Below are 18,518 nucleotides of genomic sequence, written 5' to 3' on the forward strand. Positions count from 1 at the left end.
CCCCGGACTGATGAAGCAGCACCTCGCGTTGTTCCTGCTCGCGGTCGCTACCGCGACCGCCCTGCCCGCCCATGCCCAGCTGCTGCCCCAGGCCACAGGCCAGGGCAAGCAGCCGCTCGACCGTATCGTGGCGGTGGTGGACGAGGGCGTGATCCTGCAGAGCGAGCTGAATGAGGCCGTCCGTTCGGTCCAGCAGCAGTACGCCAGCAATCCCGGCCAGTTGCCGCCGATCGACGTGCTCCGCCGCCAGGTGCTGGACCGCCTCATCCTGATGAAGCTGCAGGTGCAGCGCGCCGACGACCAGGGCATCCGCGTGTCCGATGCCGACGTCGACCAGGCTGTGAACGCCGTGGCCCAGCAGAACCACATGACGGCCGACCAGCTTCGCGTCGCCGTGGAAGCCGATGGCAACAGCTTTGCCGCGTTCCGCCACCAGCTGTCCGACCAGATCGTCGCCCAGCGCCTGCACGACAGCGTGGTTCGCGACCAGGTGAGCATCACTGACAGCGAAATCAACAACATGCTGGCCAGCCCGTCCTACAAGGCGGGCGAAGTGCATCTGGCGCACATCCAGGTGAGCCTGCCGGCCGGCGCCAGCGCCGCCGACATCAAGGCGGCCCAGGACAAGGCCACGCAGGCCATCGACGCCATCAAGGGCGGCATGGACTTCCACGCCGCCGCCATTCGCTACTCCGACGCGCAGGACGCCCTCGAGGGCGGCGACCTCGGCTGGCGCCGCATGGACGAGATCCCGCCTGCCTTCGCCGACGCGGTGGGCAACATGAAGGCCGGCGAAGTCAGCCCGGCGATGCGCGGCCCGACCGGCTTCCACATCCTGAAGCTCGAGGAACAGCGCGCGCCCAGCCGCCAGGTGGTGGAAGAATTCCACGCCCGCCAGATCCTCATCCGCCCCAGCGAGTTGCTGACGGCCGAGCAGGCACGCGCAAAGGCCCAGGACATCTACAACCGCATCGTCAACAAGCATGAGGACTTCGCCAAGCTGGCGAAGGAGAACTCCAAGGACGACACCACCGCCAACAACGGCGGCGACATGGGTTGGTTCATGCAGAACGACTGGGGTTCGACCATCGCCCAGCACCTGGTCGAGCTGAAGGACAACCAGGTCTCCCCGCCGTTCCAGAGCGAAGCGGGCTGGCACGTCCTGGAACGCCTGGGCACCCGCCAGAGCGACCGTACCGACGATATGGCGCGCAACCAGGCCCGCCAGGCCATCGGCAACCGCAAGGCCGAGCAGGTGTACGACGATTACCTGCGCGAGATGCGCTCCAGTGCCTACGTGAACATCCTGGTGCCCGAGCTGCGCGATCCCAACGAGCAGCAGAGCCCGAAGTCCTCCTGAGGCCGCATTGAACACCCAGACCCTGCCCCGGCTGGCCATCACCGCAGGTGAGCCAGCGGGGATCGGGCCCGAGCTCATCATTCGATTGGCCGCCACTCCGCTGGCGGCCAATTTCGTTGCGGTCACCGATCGCGCGCTGCTGGAGCGCGCCGCGCAGCGCTGCGGCCAGGCGGTCGAATTGATCGATGACGACGGCGGCGACATCACCGAACGCACGCCCGGCCAACTGCGTGTGCAGCACATCCCACTCGGCGCCACGGAGACACCTGGCAGGCCCGACCCGGCGAATGCCAAGCACGTGCTGGCCACGCTCGCCGAGGCCGCCGATGGCTGCCTGGAAGGTCGCTACGCCGCCATCGTCACTGCACCGTTGCAGAAGTCGTCGATCAACGAAGCCGGCATTCCCTTCAGCGGCCACACCGAATTTTTCGCCGAACGCGCACGCGCCGACGTGGTGATGATGCTGGCCAGCCCGGAGCTGCGCGTGTCGCTGGCCACCACGCATCTTCCGCTGGCCGCGGTACCCGCGGCGATCACCCACGATACGTTGGTGCGCGTGCTGCGCATCGCGCATCGCGAACTGCGAGGGAAGTTCGGCCTGGTCGAACCACGCATCGCCGTGCTTGGCCTCAACCCGCATGCGGGTGAAGGCGGGCATCTCGGTCGCGAGGAACTGGACACCATCATCCCCACGCTCGACGCGTTGCGCGCCGAGGGCATGCATCTGCTCGGGCCGTTGCCGGCGGATACCGCCTTTGTGCCGGCACTGCGCGAACGCTACGACGCGGTGCTCGCGATGTACCACGACCAGGCGCTGCCGGTGCTGAAGAGCGAAGCGTTCGACCGCACGGTGAACCTCACGCTCGGCCTGCCCTTCATCCGCACCTCCGTCGACCATGGCACGGCGCTCGATCTGGCCGGCACCGGCCGCGGCGATCCGGCCAGCCTGATCGCGGCCACCCGGATGGCGCTCGAGCTTGTGGCTCGACGCAGCGCCATCGCGCAAGGACACTCATGAACGCCCGCCCCAAGAAAAGTTTCGGCCAGCACTTCCTGCACGAGAAGCGCTACATCGAGCGCATCGTCAGCGCCATCTCGCCGCGTGCCGACGATTTCGTGGTCGAGATCGGCCCGGGCGAAGGCGCGCTCACGCTGCCGTTGCTCGCCGCGGCGGGCAAGCTCACCGCCATCGAATTGGATACCGACCTCATCCCCGACCTGCAGGCGCGCGCTGCCAGCGTGGGTGAGCTGAGCATCATCCATTCGGACGTGCTGAAGGTGGATTTCACGGCACTGGCGCATCGTCACGGTGTGGAGCGCCTGCGCGTCGCCGGCAACCTGCCGTATTACATCTCCAGCCCGATCCTGTTCCATTGCGTGGAGCACGCCAAGTCCATCCAGGACATGCACTTCATGCTGCAGAAGGAAGTGGTGGACCGCATGGCCGCCGAGCCCGGCAGCAAGGTCTATGGGCGGCTGTCCGTCATGCTTCAGCTGGTGTGCCGCGTCGAGCCGCTGTTCGTCGTGCCGCCCGGTGCGTTCCGGCCGCCGCCGAAGGTGGACTCGGCCGTCGTGCGACTGGTGCCGCTCGGTCCTGACCAATTGCCCGATGCCGATCCCGAACGCATTCACACCATCGTGAAGGCCGCCTTCGCGCAGCGCCGAAAGACGCTGAGCAACGCCCTCAAGAACGTGATGGACAGCAGCGCCATCCTGGCCGCCGACGTGGATCCGAAGGCACGCGCGGAAACGCTTTCACCTGACGACTACGTCCGCCTCGCCCGCGTGCCGCACGGCGGATGAAAGGCCGGCGCGGGTCCGTTTTTCGGAAGCCATTCCGCGCCCGTAAGCTTTACCCATGTGACCCGACAACCCGTACAATCGGGCCATGAATGAAAGATCTTCCTACACGATCGACGTGCAGGTCGAACCCCGCTTTGTCCCCGACCAATCCCGTCCCGGCGACAACCGCTATGTTTTCGCCTACACGATCACGCTGCACAACGCGGGCGATATCGCCGCGCGCCTGTTGACGCGCCACTGGATCATCACCGACGCCAACGGTAAGGTCGAAGAAGTCACCGGCGAAGGTGTGGTCGGCGAACAGCCGTGGATTCGTCCAGGCGACGAATACGAGTACACCTCGGGCGCGGTGCTGGAGACCTCGGTGGGTGTCATGCAGGGCAGCTACCAGATGGTGGCCGACGACGGCACCCGTTTCGAAGCTGCGATTCCGCCGTTCACCCTGTCGATTCCGCGTACCCTGCACTGATGGCTACGTACGCAATCGGTGATGTGCAGGGCTGCCTTCCCGAACTTCAACGCCTGCTCGACAAGATCCGCTTCGATCCTTCCGTCGATCGCCTGTGGTTCTGCGGTGACCTGGTCAATCGTGGCGGGCAGTCACTGCAAACGCTGCGGCTGATCCACGGCCTGCGCGAGCAATCCATCGTCACACTGGGCAACCACGACCTCAGCCTGCTGGCCATCGCGCAGCGGCGTCCCGAGGCGCAGTCCAAGGTCAATCCCGAACTGCGCGAAGTGCTGTTCGCTGACGATGCGCCCGTGTTGCTGGAGTGGCTGCGCTCGCAGAAGCTGCTGCATCACGACGAGCAGCTCAACTGGACCATGGTGCACGCGGGCATGGCGCCCATGTGGACGCTGCGCCAGGCGCAGCGCTCGGCGCAGGAAATCGAGCGCGAACTCGGCGGCCCCCGTCATCCGCGACTGCTGAAGAATCTCTTCGGCAATCGCCCCGCCGCGTGGAACAGCCGCCTGCAAGGCATCGAGCGGATGCGCGCATCGATCAATACGCTTACGCGCATGCGCTATTGCGACATCCACGGCCGCATCGACTTCGAAAGCAAGGGCGTGCCGGGCACGCAGAAGCCGGGCATGTATCCGTGGTTCGAAGTGCCGGGCATGCGCCGGCGCGAGTCGCGCATCGTCTGCGGGCACTGGTCGGCACTGGGCCGCTTCGCAGGCATCGGCATTTACGCGATCGACACGGGCTGCGTGTGGGGCGGACAGCTCACCGCGCTGCGCCTCGATTCGGAAGAGCCGCAATACGTCACAGTGGATGCGGAGCCTTATCGAAAGAAGGTTCCCGGTGGCGACTGATCACCCGGTCGTCGTCATGTGAAACGAAACACCCAAAAAGAAACCCCGCCTTGGCGGGGTTTCTTTCTATCAGCTGAGCTGACCGTGGCAGTGCTTGTACTTCTTGCCGGACCCGCACGGGCATGGATCGTTGCGACCCACGCGCGGACCGTCCTGCTGCGCGCTCGTCGGCGCCGTCATGCTGCCGGCGGCCACCGCTTCGGCATCTGCGCCAAGCGCCGCTACTGGCGCGCCGCCACCGCTCGCCAGCATCTGGCGCTGCAGGCGTTCGGCCAAGCGCTGCTGCTCGGCTTCCATCGCGGCCACTTCTTCCTCGCTGCGCACACGCACACGGGCCAGCATCTGCACCACTTCGGTCTTGATACGATCGAGCATGCTGGAGAACAGCTCGAACGACTCGCGCTTGAATTCCTGCTTGGGCTGCTTCTGCGCATAGCCGCGCAGATAGATGCCCTGGCGCAGGTAATCCATGCTCGCCAGATGCTCCTTCCACGCGTTGTCCACCACGCTGAGCATGATGTGCTTCTCGAGCTGACGCATGGTGTCGGCGCCGATCTGCTGTTCCTTGGCCTTGAACAGTTGTTCGACTGCCTGGCGCACGTGCTCCAGGATCATCTTGTCGTCGATCTCGTGCTGCTGCTCGATCCACGGCTGCAGGTCGAGTGACAGGCCGAACTCGCTTTCCAGCTCGCGATCCAGACCGGCGATGTCCCACTGCTCATCGATGCTGTCGGCCGGCACGTAGCGATGCACCACGTCGCTCACCACATCGTCGCGGATGTCGGCAATGGTGTCGGACACGTCATCGACCACCAGCAGCTCGTCGCGCTGGGCGTAGATCACCTTGCGCTGGTCGTTGGCGACGTCGTCGAATTCCAGCAGGTGCTTGCGGATGTCGAAGTTGTGCTGCTCGACCTTGCGCTGCGCCTTTTCGATCTGACGGCTGACCATGCGGTCTTCCAGCGCGTCTTCTTCCTTCATGCCGAACATGCGCATCCAGCGACCGACCCAGTCGCCGGCGAAGATGCGCAGCAGGTTGTCTTCCAGCGACAAATAGAAGCGCGAGGAACCCGGGTCACCCTGACGGCCCGAACGGCCACGCAGCTGGTTGTCGATACGACGCGACTCGTGGCGCTCGGTGCCCACGATGTGCAGGCCGCCCGCAGACAGCACCTGCTCGTGACGCTTCTTCCACTCGGCCTTGACCTTGGCGCGGTCGGCGTCGGAGGCATCTTCCGGCAGCTGCGCGAGCGCTGCTTCCAGGCTGCCGCCGAGCACGATGTCGGTACCGCGACCGGCCATGTTGGTGGCGATGGTCACCGAACCGGGCGCACCGGCCTGCGCCACGATGTGCGCTTCGCGCTCGTGCTGCTTGGCGTTGAGCACTTCGTGCGGAATCTTTTCCTTGCGCAGCAGGTTCGACAGCAGCTCGGATACTTCGATGGACGTGGTGCCCACCAGCACCGGCTGCCCGCGCTTGTGGCAATCCTTGATGTCCTCGATCACATGGTTGTACTTGGCCTGTTGGCCAAGGAAGACCATGTCCGGGTTGTCCTGGCGGATCATCGGCTTGTGGGTGGGGATCACCACCACTTCCAGGCCGTAGATCTGCTGGAATTCGTAGGCTTCCGTATCGGCCGTACCGGTCATGCCGGCCAGCTTCTTGTACATGCGGAACAGGTTCTGGAAGGTGATCGTGGCGAGCGTCTGGTTCTCGCGCTGGATCGGCACGCCTTCCTTCGCTTCCACCGCCTGGTGCAAACCATCGGACCAGCGACGGCCCGCCAGCGTACGGCCGGTGAACTCATCGACGATGATCACTTCGCCGTCGCGCACGATGTAGTCGACATCGCGGTGATAGATCGCATTGGCGCGCAGCGCGGCATTCAAGTGATGCACGACGGCCAGGTTCTTCGAATCGTACAGGCCGCTGTCCGCATCGATCACGCCGGCCTGGCGCAGCAGTTCGTCGGCGTGCGACATGCCCTCTTCGGACAGGTGCACCTGCTTCTGCTTCTCGTCGACGAAATAATCGCCGGCGGCGTCTTCCTTCTCCTGACGGATCATCTTGGGCACGATCTTGTTCACCGCCAGATACAACTGCGGGGAATCCTCGGCCGGGCCGGAGATGATCAGCGGCGTGCGCGCTTCGTCGATGAGGATGGAGTCCACTTCGTCGACGATGGCGTAATGCAGGCCACGCTGATAGCGCTGGTCCTTGCTGAGCGCCATGTTGTCGCGCAGGTAGTCGAAACCGAATTCGTTGTTGGTGCCGTAGGTGATGTCGGCCGAGTACGCCGCATGCTTGTCGGAGTGATCCATGCCCGGCCACACCACGCCGGTGGTCAGGCCGAGGAAGCCATACAGCTTGCCCATCTGGGCCGAGTCGCGGCGGGCGAGGTAGTCGTTCACGGTAACGACGTGCACGCCCTTGCCTTCGAGCGCATTAAGGTACACCGGCAGCGTACCGACCAGCGTCTTGCCTTCACCGGTGCGCATTTCGGCAATGCGGCCCGAGTGCAGCACCATGCCGCCGATCAGCTGCACATCGTAATGACGCATGCCGAGCACGCGCTTGGCGCCCTCGCGCACCACCGCGAACGCTTCCGGCAGCAGCTTGTCCAGCGACTCGCCCGCGGCAACGCGTTGCTTGAACTCGTCGGTCTTGGCGCGCAGCGCCTCGTCGCTCAGCTTCTCGAACTCGGGTTCCAGCGCATTGATGCGCGCGACATTCTTGGAGAGCTGGCGCAGCACACGTTCGTTGCGGCTACCGAAAAGGCTCGTCAGGGCACGATTGAGCATCGATCTTCCGGATCTAAGATTCATGAACCGCCTGCCCGGAAAATCCAGGCAGGACGAAAGGATTGATGATACTAGGGTCCGCGGGCTATCCCAAACGCCGTGCCGCCGCACTTGCCCGCTGGCATAGCGACGTGCGGCAACCTTTACAGGCCAACGCCGCAGACTCCCCCATCATCGCCCCGACCATGGAGTGGCGGCGCGCCGAAAGGCTTTCAAGGGCGTCGTGGGCGCCCCTTGGGCGCACGCTCAGCGATGGTTCTTCACGAAAGCCAGCGGATTGACCACGCGGCCCTTGTACCAAACCTCGAAATGCACGTGAGAGCCCGTGGAGCGGCCCGTGGAGCCGGCTTCGGAAACGACATCGCCGACGTGCACGCGCTGGCCCGGACTGACTTCGAGCCGGCTGTTGTGGGCATAGCGGGTCATGTAGCCATTGCCATGGTCTATCTCAATGACCTCGCCATAGCCTGTGCGCTCGCCCGCATAAGTGACCATGCCCTCGGCCACCGCATGGACCGGCGTGCCCTTGGGTGCCGAGATATCCAGGCCGGTGTGATAGGCGCTATGACCGCTGAACGGGTCCGGGCGGCCACCAAAGTAGGAGGAAATGTAGCCTTCGACCGGCATCCCGGTGGGCTTGAGATTGGACTCGATCTTCGCGTCCAGCAGCAGGCTCTGCAGCGCAGAAAGCTGCGCCTGCTGGCTATCGAACTGGTTGGCGAGCTGGTTGATGCTGGTGTCGAGGTTCTGCGGCAGCGAGTAGCCGCTGTCCGCCGTGTCTTCCACACCACCCACCGCCGGCTGCTCATCGAAATTGAATTCACCGTCGTCGAGCTTGCCGACCTGGGTCAAGCGCTCACCCAGCGCGTTCAATCGGGTGGACTGCGCCTGCAGCTGGCCCAGTTTTACCGCCAGCGCATCGATATCGCGCTGGGCATCCTTGCGCACGCCGGTGAGCTGCTCGTTCTGCTGCTGCACCTGTTGCCGGAGGCGGCGAATTTCCGCCAGCGCCCGGTCGTGCGGGCTGGACACCGCCATGGCCACCGCACCGCCCAGTCCCGCACACGCCAGGATGGCTGCCGCCACCGCCCCAAAGAGGCGAAAGCGCAGGCGCCGGTCGGCGAGATTCCAGGTTTTCGGCACCTTTTTGGTGCGGGACACAAGTATGATTTGCATATTGTTTTTACGTCAGAAGATGTCGGCATCCATGCAGCGCGATGATTCAAAGCCCTATCGCCGCTCCGGTTCCGGCCTCAAAGCCATTACCGATTTCGGCCCTATTGCCTCACTGGCCCGTAAAGCCCGTGAGCTTGATGCCTTGGATCGCGCACTGCGCCAGACGTTACCGTCACCACTCCGCGAACAGGTTCGCTTCGCCAACCTGAAAGACGGACGCCTCGTTTTTCTGGCTCCCTCGCCGGCTCTGGCCGCCAGGCTGCGTCTTCTCCAGACGCAAATCCTCTCGACCGCACGTGCCGTAGGCACGTACGCCAGTTCAGTCACCGTGAAAGTGGCCCCCCAACCACCGACAGAAAACGTGCCGGATCGGTCAAAACCGCTTTCGCCAGCTGCCGCCTCTCACTTGAGAGCCGCCGCAGCCTCAACCACAGACCCCGAATTGCGGGAACTGTTCCTCGAATTGGCGTCCATCGCCGAAGTTTCTGATTCCCGATCCGACGAAACCCGCTGACGCTGGGTTCCGGCAAGCTCCATTGACGTACTTCCCTGACACCGACCCTTCGGTCGGCGCTCATGGGTTTATACCATGCCCCCACGAACCTGATAGACCCCGACGTCATCAGTACGTGAACAGCTGCCAATAGAAGGCGGGAGGTATATCACAAAACAAACGGCCGCGTCCCTGGGACGCGGCCGTTCAGTTTGTTCAGGTTTGTCGAGGACTTAGCGGATCGCGAGGCGATCAGATCGCCTGTGCCGGGTGGGCATAGGAGATCGGCGAGGTGGCCGGATCGTCCGCGAAGCTGACCTCTTCCCAGGCCGTGGCGTCGGCCATCAGGGTGCGCAGGAGCTTGTTGTTGAGCTCGTGGCCCGACTTGTGGGCGTAGTACGCACCGACCAGGCTATGGCCCAGCAGGTACAGATCGCCGATCGCGTCGAGGATCTTGTGCTTCACGAACTCGTCCTCGTAACGCAGGCCGTCTTCGTTGAGCACGCGGTAGTCGTCGAGCACCACGGCGTTGTCCATCGAGCCGCCGAGCGCGAGGTTGTGTTCGCGCAGCATTTCGATGTCACGCATGAAACCGAAGGTGCGAGCGCGGCTCACTTCCTTCACGAACGAGGTGGTGGAGAAGTCGATTTCGGCGCGCGAGGTGCGCTTGCTGATGATCGGGTGGTTGAACTCGATCGAGAAACCGACCTTGAAGCCTTCGAACGGCTCAAAGCTCGCCCACTTGTCGCCGTCCTGCACCTTGATCGGCTTCTTGATGCGGATGAAGCGCTTGGCGACATTCTGTTCCTCGATGCCGGCCGACTGCAGCAGGAACACGAAGGGACCTGCGCTGCCGTCCATGATCGGCACTTCCGGCGCGGACAAATCGACATAGGCATTGTCGATGCCGAGGCCGGCCATTGCCGACAGGAGATGTTCCACCGTCGAAACACGGACATCGCCATTGACCAGCGTGGTCGACAGACGCGTATCGCCGACGTTGTCGGGACGCGCGTAGATTTCGACCGGCGGATTCAGATCGGTACGACGAAACACGATGCCCGTATTCGGGGCAGCGGGACGAAGCGTCATGTACACCTTGTCGCCGGTATGCAGACCGACGCCGGTGGCGCGAATGATGTTCTTGAGCGTACGCTGCTTGATCATTTTTTTGGTACCTGTAAGGGGCAGCAGCCAAATTAGGGAACGGATGCTAACACAGTCTTAACCTGTGAAAAGGCGATCCGCGCCACACACACTGTTCACCCTTTCATGCTCCTTTCATTCATGAATGCGTTCCATTCATGGGGTGCGCAGCATTTTCCCAAGTACTTTCAATGACTTAACTTAAGCGCAACGCCCCGGACCGGGACGGGATCCGGTCTCGGGGCGTTGGACCAGGCCAGAAAATCATTTCCTGGCCGGTCATGCTCATCCATGAAGCATGGCCCTACATCTCGAGAACAAGCGCCGGAATAGCGTCAGCCAAGCCACCGCCCCGAAGGGCAGGAAAACAGGCTCGCGCAGGGGTTCCGTTGGGACAGTTCCCAGGCACGATTCGTTACTGACAAGTGAAACCGGCGATTTGTTCAATTTTTCTTCAAATTATTTGCCCAGTCAGTTTGTTCAGTCCGCCTGACGGCGCAGGAAGGCCGGAATGTCCAGGTAGTCGAAGCTCGGATCGGCGTTCTTGGCCGGACCGCCCGTCTCGACGCGGCTGGTCGTGGTGGTTTCCGGCTGGGCATAGTCGACCACTTCATTGCCGGTACCCGTACGCAGCACCACCGGACGCGGACGCTGGCGCATCTCCACCTGCTGTGCGACGACCGGACGCTGCGGCTGGCGCGTGGCAGCGGCGCGGTTGAGGCCAGTGGCCACCACCGTGACGCGAACGTCGTCCTGCATTTCCGGGTCGAGCGAGGTGCCCATCACCACGGTGGCGTCTTCGCTGGCGAAGTCATGGATGATGCGACCGATCTCGTCAAATTCGCGCATGGTCAGGTTCGGACCCGCCGTGACGTTGACGAGGATGCCGCAGGCGCCGTTGAGATTGACGTCTTCCAGCAGCGGGTTGTTGATGGCGGCCTCGGCGGCAGCCTGGGCGCGGTCGTCGCCGCGGGCGGTGCCTGAGCCCATCATGGCCATGCCCATTTCGGACATCACAGTACGCACGTCGGCAAAGTCGACGTTGATCAGGCCCGGGGCGGTGATCAGGTCGGCAATGCCCTGCACGGCGCCGAGCAGCACGTCGTTGGCGGCCTTGAACGCATTAAGAAGCGTCACTTCGCGGCCAAGCACCGACAGCAGCTTCTCGTTCGGCACGGTGATGAGCGAATCGACGTGCTGCGACAGGTCTTCGATGCCCTTGGCGGCGACCTGCATGCGGCGGCGACCTTCGAACGGGAACGGCTTGGTGACCACCGCGACCGTCAGGATGCCCTTTTCCTTGGCGAGCTGGGCCACGACCGGCGCCGCGCCCGTACCGGTACCACCGCCCATGCCGGCGGTGATGAACACCATGTCCGCGCCTTCGAGCATTTCCTCGATACGCTCGCGGTCTTCCAGCGCGGCCTGGCGGCCCACTTCCGGATTGGCACCGGCACCCAGACCCTTGGTGACGTTGGCGCCGAGCTGCAGGTGCGTACGCGAACCGCAGCTCTTCATCGCCTGCGAATCAGTATTGGCGACGACGAACTCGACGCCTTCGATGTTTGCATTGAGCATGTGTGCCACGGCATTACCGCCGCCGCCGCCCACGCCGATGACCTTGATTACTGCATTGGGTGCGAGTTTTTCGATCAGTTCAAACATTTCCCGTCCTCCGTAGAGCATCGTTGTCGTTGTAACCGCGGGTGCCGACGTTCCTGTCGCCCCGAGGTGGCGGACGAACATCCATTCGTCCTAGGCCTGGCCTCATGCCCTGCCCAAATCAAAAATTCTTGGTGATCCAGCCGCGCAACTTGTCGACCAGGCCGCCCACGCTGCCGCCGCTGGGGCCGCTGACGCGCATGCCGCCCGAGCGCGCGCCGTGCAGCAGCAGGCCCACGCCGGTGGAATGCAGCGGATTGGCAACGACCTCGCCCAGGCCACTCACGTGTTGCGGCACGCCCACGCGCACCATCTTGTGGAAGATCTCCTCGGCCAGTTCCAGCGCACCTTCCATGCGCGAGGCACCGCCGGTGAGCACCACGCCGGCCGCGACCAGGCTCTCGTAGCCGGAGCGGCGCAGCTCGTCCTGCACCATCTCGAAGATTTCTTCGTAGCGCGCCTGCACCGACTGGGCCAGCGACTGGCGCGCGAGACGACGCGGCGGACGATCGCCCACGCTCGGCACCTGGATGGTTTCCTCGGCATGTGCCAGCTGTGCCAGCGCACAGGCGTACTTGATCTTGATTTCCTCGGCATGCGCGGTCGGCGTGTGCACGCCATAGGCGATGTCATTGGTCACCTGGTCGCCACCCACCGGCAGCGACTTGGTGTAACGGATCGCGCCTTGCGTATAGATGGAGATGTCGGTGGTGCCCGCGCCGATGTCCACCAGGCACACGCCCAGCTCGCGCTCGTCATCGGTGAGTACCGATTTGGCGCTGGCCACGGCGGACGGCACGAGTTCATCGACGGTGAGGCCGCAACGCTGGATGCACTTGCTGATGTTCTGCACCGCCGCTGCGGCGCCGGTGACCAGGTGCACGCTCGCTTCCAGGCGCACGCCGCTCATGCCCACCGGGGAGCGGATGCCATCCTGGCCGTCGATGCGGTACTCCTGCGACTCTTTATAGAGAACCTTGCGATCGGCCGGGATGGCGACGGCGCTGGCCGCTTCCAGTACCTGGTCCAGGTCGCCCGGCGTCACTTCGCGATCGCGGATCGCTGCCGTGCCGTGCGAGTTCTTGGTTTCCAGGTGGCTGCCGGAAATGGAGGCGTAGACGGAGCGGATATCGCAGCCCGCCATCAGCTCGGCCTCTTCCACCGCGCGCTGGATAGAATGCACCGTCGATTCGATGTCGACCACCGAGCCGCGCTTCATGCCGCGCGACACGTGCGTGCCGATACCGATCACCTCGATCGGTTCACCAGGCTCGTACTCGCCCACGATCGCCACCACTTTCGAGGTGCCGATGTCGAGGCCGACGACTAGCTGCTTGTCGTTCTTGGTCTTCATGTGCGGGGTGAGCCTCCAGCGTTCACGGTGCTCGCCTGGGGCGGCCATCGAACGGCAAATCCATTGGTGTATCGAAGATCGGCATAGGCAAAGCCATCGCTATGGCCCGCCATCAATTGGGGATAGACATCGAGGAAGCGGCGCAGGCGACGGCCCGCCTGGTCGCGATCGCCGATGACGATCTGCGCACCGTTGCTCGTGGTGAGACTCCAGCTGCCTCGCTCGGTAAGCGAAACGCCGGTGATTTTCAATTTGGTGTTGGCGAACGCCTTCTGCGTTTCCGCATAGAAGCTCACCACTTCGGCCAGCCGCGCATCGGGGCCGCGCAGGTCCGGCAGATCGACGTTGGCCGATACGTCGGGCACGTCGAACACCAGGCCCTGGCGACTGATCAGCTGCTTCTCGTTCCAGCGCGCGAACGGCTGGCGCTCGTAGATGCGCAGGATCAGCGTGTCGGGCCAACGCTTGCGCGCCTCCACCGATTCCACCCACGGCAGCGCAGCCACCGCTTTCTGCACGCCATCGAGATCGAGCGCGAAGAACCCCTTGCCGAGGCGCGGCATCACGACCGAACGGAGCTCGTCCTCGGTCACGTGCTTGAACTCGGCTTGCACCGTCAACTGGGTCACCGGCCAGCGATTGGCCGCAAACCATCCGCGCAGCACGCCGACGATCGGCAGCGCCACCAGCGCAATGGCCAGAACCCAGGCAACGAGGCGGACAGTTCCCCTCACACGCCCTCCCGGAAGCTCGTTTCCAGCACGCGCCAGCACAGCGTCTGGTAGTCGATGCCCGCGACGGCCGCCGCCTTGGGCACCAGCGAATGCGAGGTCATGCCCGGCGCGGTGTTCACTTCCAGCAGCCAGTTGCGGCCCTGCTTGTCGCGCATCACATCCACGCGACCCCAGCCGGAACACGCCAGCGCATCGAACGCACGCAGCGCCAGCTCCTGCATCTCGCGCTCGTCATCGCCGCGCAGACCCGGGCAGATGTACTGCGTGTCTTCGGCGATGTACTTGGCGTTGTAGTCGTAGTACTCGCCCTTGGGCACGATGTTGATGGTGGCCAGCACCTGGCGATCGAGAATGCCGACGGTGTACTCGCCGCCTTCGATCAGCGTTTCCATCAGCATGTCGCCGGGATACTTCTGCGCCAGCTCAACAGCGGCATCGAGGCCGCTCTCGTCGAACACGCGCGTGACGCCAACGCTGGAACCTTCCCAGGCGGGCTTCACGATCAACGGAAAACCGATCTCGCGCGCAGCGGCGTGCACGTCGGCACCACGCGGCAACGCCTTGAACTTCGGCGTCGGCAAACCGATCGCCTGCCACACCAGCTTGGCGCGGATCTTGTCCAGCGACAGCGCCGAACCAAGCACGCCCGAGCCGGTGAACGGCACGCGCAGCGACTGCAGCGCGCCCTGCAGCTCGCCGTTCTCGCCACCGCCGCCATGGAGAATGTTGAACACACGCGCGAAGTGACCCGCGCGCACAGCGTCGAGCAGCGCCGGGATGCCGTCGATGGCGTGCGCGTCGACGCCGCGTGCCCGCAGCGCAGCGAGCACGTTGCGGCCGGAATCCAGCGAGACCTCGCGCTCGGCCGAGCTGCCGCCCATGACGACGGCGACGCGGCCAAACTGTGCGGGATCGGTGATCGTCTTGCTCACTTGTTCGTCCTCAAATGGCCAGTGTTGGCCAGCTCCACCGCCGCCGCGCCGATATCGCCGGCGCCAAGCAGCAGCAACAGATCGCCGTCGCGCAGCAGCGCGGGCAGCGTGTCCTTCAGATCGCGCGGATGATCGACCAGCACCGGATCGACCTTGCCGCGTGCGCGCACGGCGCGTGCCAGGGCGCGGCCGTCGGCACCGGCAATCGGCGCTTCACCCGCCGCGTAGACTTCGGTCAGCACCAGCACATCGGCTTCGGCCAGCACGTTGGCGAAGTCGTCCAACAGGTCGCGCGTGCGGCTGTAGCGATGCGGCTGGAACCCGACCACGAGGCGGCGATCCGGCCAGCCGCCACGCGCAGCGGCGAACACCGCCGCCAGTTCGCGCGGATGATGGCCGTAGTCGTCGACCAGCAACACGTTGCCCTTGTCCAGCGCGATCTCGCCGCGGCGATGGAAGCGGCGACCCACGCCCTGGAAGGCTTCGAGCGCGCGCGCAATTGCTTCGGCTTCCACACCCAGCTGCCAACCGATGGTGGCGGCCGCCAGCGCGTTGAGCACGTTGTGGCGGCCCGGCAGGTTCAACTTCACGTGCAGCGCGTCGTTGCGACCCGGCAGCCACAAGTCGAAATGCATTTCGAAACCGTGCTGCGAGAGGTTGCTCGCGCGCACGTCGGCGTCCTGGGTGTCGATGCCGTAGGTCATCACGCGGCGCGTGGTCGACTTCGCCAGCGCAGCCACTTCCGGATCGTCGACGCACAACACGGCCAAACCGTAGAACGGCAGTCGATGCAGGAAATCGTCGAACGCCTTCTTCACCTGGGCGAAGTCGCCGTTGTAGTTCTCCAGATGATCCGCGTCGATATTGGTGATCGCGGCGATCACCGGCGACAGCATCAGGAACGAGCCATCCGACTCATCGGCTTCGGCCACGATGTACTGGCCCGTGCCCAGTCGCGCATTGGCGCCGGCCGCGTTGAGCTGACCACCGATCACGAAGGTCGGATCGTAGTTCGCCTCGGCCAGCACGCTCGCGGCGAGACTGGTGGTGGTGGTCTTGCCGTGCGTGCCGGCGATGGCAATGCCGCGACGAAAACGCATCAGCTCGCCCAGCATCTCGGCGCGCGGCACCACCGGAATGCGCGCGGCGCGTGCTGCCTGCAATTCCGGGTTCTCGGCTTTGATGGCGCTGGAAGTAACCACCACGTCGGCATCGCCGATGTGCTCGGCGGCATGACCCACGTGCACCACGATGCCCAGGCTCGCCAGGCGCTGCGCCGTCGGCGAGTTGGAGCGGTCGGAACCGGACACGGCATAGCCGAGGTTGTGCAGCACTTCGGCGATGCCGCTCATGCCCACGCCGCCGATGCCGATGAAATGCACGCGACGGAAGGTGGTCATCAAATCTTCGTGCGCGAGCAGGCGACGCGGCGTCATGCGGCCACCTCCATGCAGGCACGTGCGATCACGTCCGCGGCATCAGGCTTGGCCAGCGTGCGCGCGGCCTCACCCATCGCGATCATGCGCTCGCGGTTATCCAGCAACGCTTCCAGGCGCTGCGCCAACTGCTGTACGTCCAGATCCTTCTCCTGAATCAACTCGGCCGCATGCGCGGCGACGAGCGCCTCGGCATTGCGGGTCTGGTGGTCATCCACCGCATACGGGAACGGCACGAGCACGGCGCCGAGCCCGGCAGCCGTCAGCTCGGCCAAGGTCAGTGCGCCGGCGCGGCACACGGCGAGGTCCGCCCAGGCATAGGTGCCGGCCATGTCCTCGATGAAGGGCACGATCTGCGCTTCCACGCCGGCCTTCGCATACGCCGCGCGAGCTTCGTCGATGCCGCGGTTGCCGCACTGGTGCAGCACTTCCGGGCGCTGCGTCGGTGACATGAGGGCCAGCGCCTGGGGCAGCGCGATGTTCAGTGCGCGCGCGCCGAGGCTGCCCCCAAGCACGAGCAGGCGCGGACGCCCGGTACGGCCACCCATGCGTTCGCGCGGCGACGGCAACGCGGCGATGGCGCCACGCACCGGGTTGCCCACCCATTCGGCGTTGGGCAGCGCATCGCTGAAGCCGGCCAGCACGCGCTGGGCGTGGCTGGCGAGCTTGCGATTGGTGAAACCGGCCACGCGATTCTGTTCGTGCACCAGCAACGGACGATGCGTGATGCGCGCCGCCACGCCGCCAGGACCGGCCACATAGCCGCCCATCGACAGCACGCTGCGCGGCTTGATCCGACGCAAGGCGGACAACGACGACAGCAACGCACGCGCCAGCATGAACGGGGCCATCAGGCGCGTTTTCAAGCCTTTGCCACGCAAGCCACCCACCGGCACGGTGACCAGTTCGATGCCGTGTGCCGGCACCACCTTGGTTTCCATGCCGCCTTCGGCGCCGAGCCATACGACCGGCACGCCACGCGCACGCAGCGCTTCCGCCACGGCAAGACCGGGGAAGATGTGGCCACCGGTGCCGCCGGCCATGATCAGCACGGGCTTGGGCGCGCTCATGCGGTCGCTGCCTCCCGCGCTGCCGTAGCAGCTGCATTGGCGTCCGCCAGCGCGTTGGCAGGCATGCGCGTAGCCATCTGACGCGCATCGAGCGCGCGATTGATTTCATACGTGGCCCGCAGCAGCACACCCGCCATCGCACAGGTAAGCACGATGGACGAACCACCAAAGCTGATCAGCGGCAGCGTGAGGCCCTTGGTCGGCAGCGCGCCAAGGTTCACACCGATGGACACCATCGCCTGCAAGCCGATCATGAGCGAGATGCCGCAAGCCACGAAGCCGGCGAACCGCTGGCCGATCTCCATGCCCTTGACGCCCAGGTACAGGCCGCGCCCCACCGCGACGCCAAACAGCGTCATCACGAACAGGATGCCGGCGAGGCCAAACTCTTCGGAGATCACGGCAAAGATGAAGTCGGTGTGCGCCTCGGGCAGATAGGACAGCTTGAGCACGCTCGAACCCAGGCCCACGCCCATCCACTCGCCACGACCAATCGCCATCAGCGACTGCGTGAGCTGGAAACCGTCGTTGAACGGATCGGCCCACGGATCGACAAACGATGTAAGGCGACGCATGCGATACGGCTCGAACTTCGCCACGAACCACAGCAATGCCACCACCGGCAGTCCCATGCCGCCGAGGAACACGGGTTTGGCGCCGCCCATCCAGATCATGCCGATGGTGACCGCGATCATCAGCGTGGCCGATCCGAAGTCCGGCTGCAGCAACAGCAGGACCACGAACATGCCCGCCACCATGATGGGCTTGAACAGGCCCCAGAAACTGGTTTCCACGCTCTCGCGATGACGCACGAGATAGCTGGCCGTGTACACGACCAGGATCAGCTTTACCGCCTCGACGGGCTGAAAGGTGGTGATGAAGAAGTTGAGCCAGCGGCGCGCACCATTGATGCGCATGCCAAATCCAGGCACGAAAACCATGAGCAGCAGCAACACCGCGCCACCAAGCAGCAGATAGGCGTGCTTCTCCAGCAGCTTCAGTTCGGTACGCATGGCAAAGCCGCCCAGCAGCACGCCAAGACTCAGATACAGCAGATGCTTCTTGAGAAAGTAGAACGGGCCGATGTGCTGGCTGTCCGCCACGGCGATGGAGCTGGAGGTGACCATCACGACACCGACGCAGGCCAGACCGACGAGCGCGATCACCAGCAGCATGTCGAAGCTGCCGCGGGGACCCTGTCGTCGTTTGGCTTGGTTGGTGTCGAAGAGCATG

At 64.5% G+C, this 18,518-nt stretch carries 16 protein-coding genes; 6 read left to right on the forward strand and 10 right to left on the reverse strand.

Annotated elements, in window-relative coordinates; genetic code table 11:
- The first annotated feature begins 10 nt into the window (after nt 1-10).
- The 5 genes from ABIC75_RS08690 to ABIC75_RS08710 all read left to right on the forward strand — a co-directional run bounded on the left by ABIC75_RS08690 (nt 11) and on the right by ABIC75_RS08710 (nt 4,480).
- Nucleotides 11-1,360 carry a peptidylprolyl isomerase gene (locus tag ABIC75_RS08690; RefSeq protein ID WP_354013447.1) on the forward strand — a complete coding sequence of 450 codons (1,350 nt, stop codon included), beginning with the start codon at nt 11-13 and terminating at the stop codon, nt 1,358-1,360.
- A gap of 7 nt (nt 1,361-1,367) precedes the next feature.
- Nucleotides 1,368-2,378, forward strand: a complete 1,011-nt coding sequence (pdxA, locus tag ABIC75_RS08695; protein ID WP_354013448.1) for a 4-hydroxythreonine-4-phosphate dehydrogenase PdxA — start codon at nt 1,368-1,370, stop codon at nt 2,376-2,378.
- Nucleotides 2,375-3,163, forward strand: coding sequence for a 16S rRNA (adenine(1518)-N(6)/adenine(1519)-N(6))-dimethyltransferase RsmA (gene rsmA, locus ABIC75_RS08700; RefSeq protein WP_354013449.1), 789 nt, complete (start codon nt 2,375-2,377; stop codon nt 3,161-3,163). The genes pdxA and rsmA overlap by 4 nt, the downstream gene beginning before the upstream one ends.
- A gap of 85 nt (nt 3,164-3,248) precedes the next feature.
- Nucleotides 3,249-3,632 carry a Co2+/Mg2+ efflux protein ApaG gene (apaG, locus tag ABIC75_RS08705; RefSeq protein ID WP_354013450.1) on the forward strand — a complete coding sequence of 128 codons (384 nt, stop codon included), beginning with the start codon at nt 3,249-3,251 and terminating at the stop codon, nt 3,630-3,632.
- Nucleotides 3,632-4,480: a symmetrical bis(5'-nucleosyl)-tetraphosphatase gene (locus ABIC75_RS08710; protein WP_354013451.1), complete on the forward strand. Its 849-nt coding sequence runs from the start codon at nt 3,632-3,634 to the stop codon at nt 4,478-4,480. Before apaG ends, ABIC75_RS08710 begins: the two co-directional genes overlap by 1 nt.
- A gap of 69 nt (nt 4,481-4,549) precedes the next feature.
- On the opposite strand, the gene secA is transcribed toward ABIC75_RS08710, so the two are convergent.
- Nucleotides 4,550-7,282, reverse strand: coding sequence for a preprotein translocase subunit SecA (gene secA, locus ABIC75_RS08715; protein ID WP_354013452.1), 2,733 nt, complete (start codon nt 7,280-7,282; stop codon nt 4,550-4,552).
- Between the two features lie 246 nt (nt 7,283-7,528).
- Nucleotides 7,529-8,458 carry a M23 family metallopeptidase gene (locus ABIC75_RS08720; protein ID WP_354013453.1) on the reverse strand — a complete coding sequence of 310 codons (930 nt, stop codon included), beginning with the start codon at nt 8,456-8,458 and terminating at the stop codon, nt 7,529-7,531.
- Nucleotides 8,459-8,489: 31 nt separating this feature from the next.
- Here ABIC75_RS08720 and ABIC75_RS08725 point away from each other — a divergent pair, with 31 nt between their 5' ends.
- On the forward strand, nt 8,490-8,972 hold the full coding sequence (locus ABIC75_RS08725; protein ID WP_354013732.1) for a DUF721 domain-containing protein: 483 nt from the start codon (nt 8,490-8,492) through the stop codon (nt 8,970-8,972).
- 231 nt (nt 8,973-9,203) lie between these two features.
- Here ABIC75_RS08725 and lpxC read toward each other — a convergent pair whose 3' ends face one another.
- From lpxC to ftsW, 8 genes are all read right to left on the reverse strand, one after another.
- On the reverse strand, nt 9,204-10,118 hold the full coding sequence (gene lpxC, locus ABIC75_RS08730; protein ID WP_121882533.1) for a UDP-3-O-acyl-N-acetylglucosamine deacetylase: 915 nt from the start codon (nt 10,116-10,118) through the stop codon (nt 9,204-9,206).
- A gap of 459 nt (nt 10,119-10,577) precedes the next feature.
- A complete protein-coding gene (ftsZ, locus tag ABIC75_RS08735; RefSeq protein ID WP_354013454.1) occupies nt 10,578-11,762 on the reverse strand; it encodes a cell division protein FtsZ in 1,185 nt (394 codons plus the stop codon).
- Nucleotides 11,763-11,880: 118 nt separating this feature from the next.
- The gene (ftsA, locus tag ABIC75_RS08740; protein WP_354013455.1) at nt 11,881-13,113 is read right to left on the reverse strand and encodes a cell division protein FtsA; all 1,233 of its coding nucleotides are present in this window, start codon (nt 13,111-13,113) and stop codon (nt 11,881-11,883) included.
- On the reverse strand, nt 13,110-13,847 hold the full coding sequence (locus ABIC75_RS08745) for a cell division protein FtsQ/DivIB (RefSeq protein WP_354013456.1): 738 nt from the start codon (nt 13,845-13,847) through the stop codon (nt 13,110-13,112). Before ABIC75_RS08745 ends, ftsA begins: the two co-directional genes overlap by 4 nt.
- A complete protein-coding gene (locus ABIC75_RS08750) occupies nt 13,844-14,779 on the reverse strand; it encodes a D-alanine--D-alanine ligase (protein WP_354013457.1) in 936 nt (311 codons plus the stop codon). Before ABIC75_RS08750 ends, ABIC75_RS08745 begins: the two co-directional genes overlap by 4 nt.
- The gene (murC, locus tag ABIC75_RS08755; protein ID WP_354013458.1) at nt 14,776-16,215 is read right to left on the reverse strand and encodes a UDP-N-acetylmuramate--L-alanine ligase; all 1,440 of its coding nucleotides are present in this window, start codon (nt 16,213-16,215) and stop codon (nt 14,776-14,778) included. Before murC ends, ABIC75_RS08750 begins: the two co-directional genes overlap by 4 nt.
- Entirely contained in the window at nt 16,212-17,285 is a 1,074-nt protein-coding gene (murG, locus tag ABIC75_RS08760; protein ID WP_354013459.1) for an undecaprenyldiphospho-muramoylpentapeptide beta-N-acetylglucosaminyltransferase, read from the reverse strand. The genes murC and murG overlap by 4 nt, the downstream gene beginning before the upstream one ends.
- A complete protein-coding gene (ftsW, locus tag ABIC75_RS08765; protein WP_354013460.1) occupies nt 17,282-18,517 on the reverse strand; it encodes a putative lipid II flippase FtsW in 1,236 nt (411 codons plus the stop codon). The genes murG and ftsW overlap by 4 nt, the downstream gene beginning before the upstream one ends.
- Between the last annotated feature and the right edge of the window lies 1 nt (nt 18,518).

This window comes from Dyella japonica (assembly GCF_040545895.1).
GTDB lineage: Bacteria > Pseudomonadota > Gammaproteobacteria > Xanthomonadales > Rhodanobacteraceae > Dyella > Dyella japonica_D.